The sequence below is a fragment of the Azohydromonas aeria genome, from assembly GCF_009760915.1.
GTDB lineage: Bacteria > Pseudomonadota > Gammaproteobacteria > Burkholderiales > Burkholderiaceae_C > Azohydromonas > Azohydromonas aeria.
The window spans coordinates 1-5,474 of the sequence record NZ_VIDQ01000155.1; the positions used below are offsets into that span (position 1 = coordinate 1).

Annotated in this window: 6 protein-coding genes and 1 pseudogene; 4 read left to right on the top strand and 3 right to left on the bottom strand. The window is 66.3% G+C overall.

Features of this window, described 5'->3' with window-relative positions; all coding sequences use genetic code 11:
* The coding region (locus tag FJ694_RS35845; RefSeq protein WP_157272295.1) for a response regulator at positions 1–293 on the top strand (293 nt) is incomplete at its 5' end.
* Between the two features lie 43 nt (positions 294–336).
* Here the strand turns inward: FJ694_RS35845 and FJ694_RS35850 are convergent.
* Entirely contained in the window at positions 337–2,376 is a 2,040-nt protein-coding gene (locus FJ694_RS35850; RefSeq protein ID WP_157272296.1) for an ATP-binding protein, read from the bottom strand.
* Positions 2,377–2,712: 336 nt separating this feature from the next.
* Between FJ694_RS35850 and FJ694_RS35855 the strand changes: the two genes are divergently transcribed.
* From FJ694_RS35855 to FJ694_RS35865, 3 genes are all read left to right on the top strand, one after another.
* On the top strand, positions 2,713–3,078 hold the full coding sequence (locus tag FJ694_RS35855) for a response regulator (RefSeq protein WP_157272297.1): 366 nt from the start codon (positions 2,713–2,715) through the stop codon (positions 3,076–3,078).
* A 427-nt stretch (positions 3,079–3,505) separates the two neighbouring features.
* Positions 3,506–3,895, top strand: coding sequence for a response regulator (locus FJ694_RS35860; RefSeq protein ID WP_157272298.1), 390 nt, complete (start codon positions 3,506–3,508; stop codon positions 3,893–3,895).
* 126 nt (positions 3,896–4,021) lie between these two features.
* Complete coding sequence (locus tag FJ694_RS35865; protein ID WP_157272299.1) at positions 4,022–4,588, top strand: sensor histidine kinase; 567 nt, start codon at positions 4,022–4,024, stop codon at positions 4,586–4,588.
* Positions 4,589–4,632: 44 nt separating this feature from the next.
* Here FJ694_RS35865 and FJ694_RS35870 read toward each other — a convergent pair whose 3' ends face one another.
* Both FJ694_RS35870 and FJ694_RS35875 read right to left on the bottom strand, forming a co-directional pair.
* Complete coding sequence (locus FJ694_RS35870) at positions 4,633–5,133, bottom strand: hypothetical protein (protein WP_157272300.1); 501 nt, start codon at positions 5,131–5,133, stop codon at positions 4,633–4,635.
* 5 nt (positions 5,134–5,138) lie between these two features.
* A pseudogene (locus tag FJ694_RS35875) lies at positions 5,139–5,327 on the bottom strand (transposase domain-containing protein); the annotation flags it as partial.
* Positions 5,328–5,474: the final 147 nt, after the last annotated feature.

Below are 5,474 nucleotides of genomic sequence, written 5' to 3' on the forward strand. Positions count from 1 at the left end.
GCATGTCGGGGCACGACGTGGAAGTGGCGCAAGACGGGCCGATGGCACTGCGCACGGCAGCGGCTTTTCAGCCCGACGTCGTTTTGCTCGACATCGGTCTTCCCGGAATGGACGGCTACGAGCTGGCACGCCGCATTCGGGAGTTGCCGAAACTGGGCGGTGTGCGGCTCATCGCCGTGACAGGACATGGACAGCAGGCAGACCGCCAGGCGGCCGCAGCCGCAGGCTTGCACTCGTTCATTACCAAGCCAGTTGAACCAGAGGAATTGGCACGCCTGCTGAGTCCCGTTTGACAGCCGGCACACCGACTCCTCACAACAACCCCGGGGTCAAGACTCAGGCGGCTGGCCCGGGTCCAGGATCCAGAACCCGGCGCAGTTCCGCCAGCAGCCGCTCGCGTTCCAGCGGCTTGGTGATGTAGCCGTCAAAGCCGGCGGCCCGGGCCCGGGCCTCGTCCTGTGGCGCTGCCAGCGCCGTCACGGCGATGCAGGGGATGGCGCACGTGGCCTCGTCAGCACGCAGTGCCTGCAGTACCGCCGGCCCGTCCATGCCGGGCATGACCATGTCCACCAGCACGGCGTCGGGCCGGCTGCTGCGTACCAGCGCCAGTGCCTGCTCGCCGTCCTCGGCGTCCAGCAGCCGCCACCCCGGCTGCAGTTCCACCATGCCGCGCAACACCAGCCGGTTAACGGCGTCGTCGTCCACATACACCAAGGTGCGCGCCGCAGCACCCACGGTAGACATCTCTGCCTCGGCTGCGGTGTCCGACGCCTCCCGGGCCACCGGCAGGGGCGGCGCGCACCGCGGCAACTCGACGCGGAACTCGCTGCCCTGGCCGGGACGGGCCTGCGCGCCTATACGCCCGCCCATGGCCTGCACCAGGTGCCGGCTCAGTGTCAGTCCGATGCCTGCGCCCGGTACGCGGGACTCTTCGCGGCCCAACCGCTCGAAGGGCTGGAACAGCCGGGCCAGTTGCGACTCGTCCATGCCCATCCCGCTGTCGCGCACGGCCACGATGGCGCAGTCGCCCTGGCACTGCAGCGTTACCTCGATGGACCCCCGCTCGCGGTTGTACTTGACCGCGTTGGACAACAGGTTCCACAGCACTTGGCGCAGTCGTCCCGCATCGGCCAGCACCCAGGCGTCTTGCGCCTCATCGTGCATCGTCACTGCCAGCGCCCGCCCCGCGGCCAACTGCTGCAACTGAACGAGCACTTCCCGCACCAGCGCCGCCAGGGCCACGGGCTGCAGCGACACCCGCAGCCGGCCGGCCTCGATCAGGCTGAGGTCCAGCAAGTCCTCGATCAGGCGCAGCAGATGGCGCCCCGCTTCGGCCACGTGGCCCAGCCGTTCCAGCATCGCAGGCGTCAAGCGCTGGGCGGCCTCCGCCCGCAGCACTTGCGTCATGCCAAGGATGGCATTGAGCGGTGTGCGCAACTCGTGGCTGAGCCGGCCGATGAAGGTGTTTTTGGCTTCACTGGCACGCTCTGCAGCGATTCGGGCGGCCTGGGCGGCCTCCGCTTCCTCACGCATTGAAGCGTCCCGCACGATGATGCTGGCGCAGGACTGCCCATCCGCGTCCCGGTACAGCGCCGAGCTGACCTCGGCCTCGAACAGCACACCGTCGCCGCGGCGCATACGCAGCCGCCCCAGTGCCCGTCCAGTGGCATCGCGCTCGCGCAGCAGTTGTGCCAGCCGCGGATCAGCCTCGTCCACCAGCCCCTGGCGTCCCCGTGCGATCAGTTCGGCCTCACTCAGCCCGAACAGCCGGCACGCCGCAGGATTAGCGCTCTCGACTGAGCCGTCTGGGTGCGTCAGCAGCACGCCGTCGTTGCCATGCTCGTAGAGTAGGCGAAAGCGCGATTCGCTCCAGGCCAGCTCGCGCTCGCCCTGCACCCGGTCCGTCACGTCCAGCAGCATCATGACCACATGGCGCAGCGTGCCGTCGGCCTCGTGCTCCAAGTACGCGCTGCACAGTACCCATGCCATCACGCCAGTGATCGGATGCTGAGCGCCCACGAGCTGGTTGTGCAGCGGCTGCATCGTGGCAAGCACCCGGCGAGCCGGGTACTCGGCCACGGGCATAAGCGAGCCGTCGGCGCGAAACAGCCGCCAAACGGGGTCGTCCAGTGCTCGGGCGAGCATGTCCGCACATTCCAGTCCTGTGAGCCGGCAGGCTGCCGGGTTGACGTACACCACCTCACCACTGGGCGCGTGGACCACCACGCCAGCCGCCAAGTGGTCCATCAGCACCCGGAAGTCCGGCGCGCGGCCCGGATCGACAGGCGAAATCATGGTTTGTGTCCCAGGTAGTGTTCTTGATTGAAATGGCGCGGCACCACTGGGATGCACCGACCAGCGAAGGCTTTGCAGCATCAGGCATGCCTTGGACTGGACGCAGACCACTCATATCCCGGAAGCAGGCATCTGCACCGGCGCGCCAGCCTTGGTCAGCCCGTACGAGCGCCGTAGCTGATGACGGCGTGTCTACAGCTGCTGTTGTCTCGGGTCTGCACCAGGCGCGCAGACGGATACTCCAGGCGCAGCCTGTCAGGGAAGTGGCCATGCATGCCGGGCCAGCCCGGCTGCTGAAGGGCGGCGTGTGTTGGCGCTGGACAGCGCACCGGACCGCGGCAGCGTCTTCAGCGTCACGCTGCCATTGCGCCAAGCGCCGTGCGGTTGAGGGGCACGAACGAGGAAGGACAGCGCGCCATGCACCACCTGCTGATTGTGGACGACGAACCGGACGTGGTGGACGTCTTCAGCTACTACTTCGAGAGCATCGGCTACCGCGTCAGGGTGGCGAAGAACGGCAGTGCCGCGCTGGAGGCCGATGCCGCCGATCCGGCCGACCTGGTCATTACTGACCTGTCCATGCCAGGCATGGACGGACGCGAGATGGCGCTGCGCCTGCACCAGCGCCGCCCGAATCCGCCCATCATCATGATGTCGGGCTTCGCCGGCGAAGAGCTGCTGGTGCACGGCCCGGTCAGCCTCTTCATCAAGCCTGTGGGCCTGGCCGCATTGGGCACCCGGGTCGAGGAGATGCTCGCGCGCCCTGGACAAGCAGCAGGGTAGGCCGTGCCAGCCGGGCCTGGGGGCAAGCTTGGCGGGAGGTTGGTCTACGCCTTGCAACGCGGCGCATCCATACGCAGCAAACCCGTCGTCGGGACAGTCCGCCGCGGCCGGCATCGACGACTTCACTGGGCAGCCGGGCTTGAGAAGAATCAACTTGCACCCTGCAAACGTGACAAAGGAACAGTCCTGGCGGTGCACGGCAAGACGTATGTAGCCCTCTTCATGAAACACTGGCTGCATGGCTCGTGTGGCTCGCCAGGCAGGAAAGCACCGAGCCGTCATGGTTTGGTGGCTGCAACATCAGCATCTCCATGGATGCGACAGCCGGTGCGTAGCACCCGCGAGCCCTTATATCGAGTACGACGCCTGACCAATGCCACCGCGGCATTGCCGTGACTGATCCCTTTGGGAAGCGAAAGCCAGAGCCATGCCGCCCGCCCGCAAGACCGTCGTTCTCTACATCGAGGACGACCCCGTTAATGCGCTGCTGATGCAGCACCTGTTGGCAGCCCATCGTCCGCAATGCGAGTTGCATGTTGCTGAGAACGGCAAAAGCGGCGTGGCGTGTGCTGCGCGGCTGAGGCCAGACCTCGTGCTGGTCGACATGAACCTGCCCGACATCAGCGGCCTGGACGTGCTGCAGGCGCTACAGCAGGATCCGCAGACGCGGTCCTTGCGCTGCGTTGTGCTATCAGCCAACGCCATGCCCGACATCGTCGAGCGTGCGCGCATGGCTGGCTTTGACGATTATTGGACCAAACCCATCGACATTCACGAGTTCCTGCAGGATCTCGACGGGCAGTTGGCGCGGCATTGAGCATGCGGTTGAATTTTCCAAAGATATTTGAAGCGCGAGCCAAGCCTGCGATCACCCCAGCTACGCTCGCTCACTGAGGAAGCCCTGGACCTCTCCCGCATCGAGGCCGGGCGCGTGGACTTGCGCATGGAGTCGGTCGACCTGTGCGCGCTGGTGCAAGAGCTCCTGCTGCTGCTGGAGCCACTGGCGCAGGAGCAGGGCGTGTGCTTGCTCATGCCCAGCGAGTCCTTGCCGCCGGTGCACGCGCGTACCGACCGCAACCGCGTGCGCCAGGTGCTGCTCAACATCCTGAGCAACGCCATCAAGTACAACCGACGCGGGGGCACCGTCACGGTGGTGCTGCGCGAGGCCGGCGACCAGGTGGAGCTGGAACTGGCGGACACCGGGATAGGGATGTCGGCCGAGCAACTGCAGGGTCTGTTCGAACCCTTCAACCGCCTGGGGCGCGAAGGCAGCGGCATTGAGGGCACGGGCATTGGCATGGCGCTCACCCGCAGGCTCGTAGAGCTCCTCGACGGCTCGATGTCGGTCAACGGCGAGCCGAACGTGGGCACCTGCGTGCGGGTGCGCCTGCCACAGGCACAGCACGGGCGCCACGCTGCAGCAACTATCCCGGCAGTGCGGCCCGCTGAAGCGGCGCCCGCCAAGCCAACGGATGTCGAAGGGCCCCGAGGCCGCGTTCTCTATGTGTGAGCGTCCAGCCGTCCCATCTTGAACAGGGCTCGCGCCCGTGATCATCAAGATGCAGTCGCGGCTCCCACGAAGGCGACGCACTCCACGAGGTTGAGGGCGGCCAGCAGCAGGAACTTCTCTGCGTCGGTGCGCACGGCCAGCAGGTCGTGGTCGCCGAGGTAGCCGTAGACGAAGGCGAGCAGGTAGCGCTCGGGATGCTCGTCGCAGAACTGCTGGACCACCTGGGTCGCCAGTTCGCCCGGCAAGCCCTCGTTGAAGCGTGCACGCGCCGTCAGGCGTTGCATGCACGTCTCCTGCACGTCTTCAGTGATCACCGGCCATTGGCGGCCGCTGAGCTTCATCGCCTGGAACGTGACCAGCAGGATGTGCAGTGGCACCTCCAGCTGCACCATGCCGACTCCCATGCGAGGCAGCACAAGGATGGAGGCGAGCATGTTGGGTTGCTTGGCGAAGATCTCGTCGGCCAAGCTGACCTTCTGTGCCTGGCCCATGCGCCTGACGTCGATGTCGGCCTGGACCATCACCGACTGCGTGATCACGCCCATCGTCTTCAGCCTGAGCGCCAACGGTGCGGCAACAGTTCATCGAGCCGGTGGCTCGGGTGCGAGTGGATGCGCGAGAGCACGTCGCGAAGGTAGGCCCACGGGTCCAGCCCATTGAGCCGTGCCGACTGCACCAAGCTCATCACCACCGCCGCGCGTTGTCCGGCCAGCGCGCTGCCCGCGAACAGCCAGTTCTTCGCGTCATGCTCAAGGGTGCATGACGCGAATAATGCGAAGTCCGTTTTTATGCGAAGTCGGGTGACTTGAGGTTGGTGGGTGCCGTGAAGATCGTGGTCTGCGGCGCGTCGGTACGGCCCTGGACTTCGCATAAAAGTGAGCGTCTC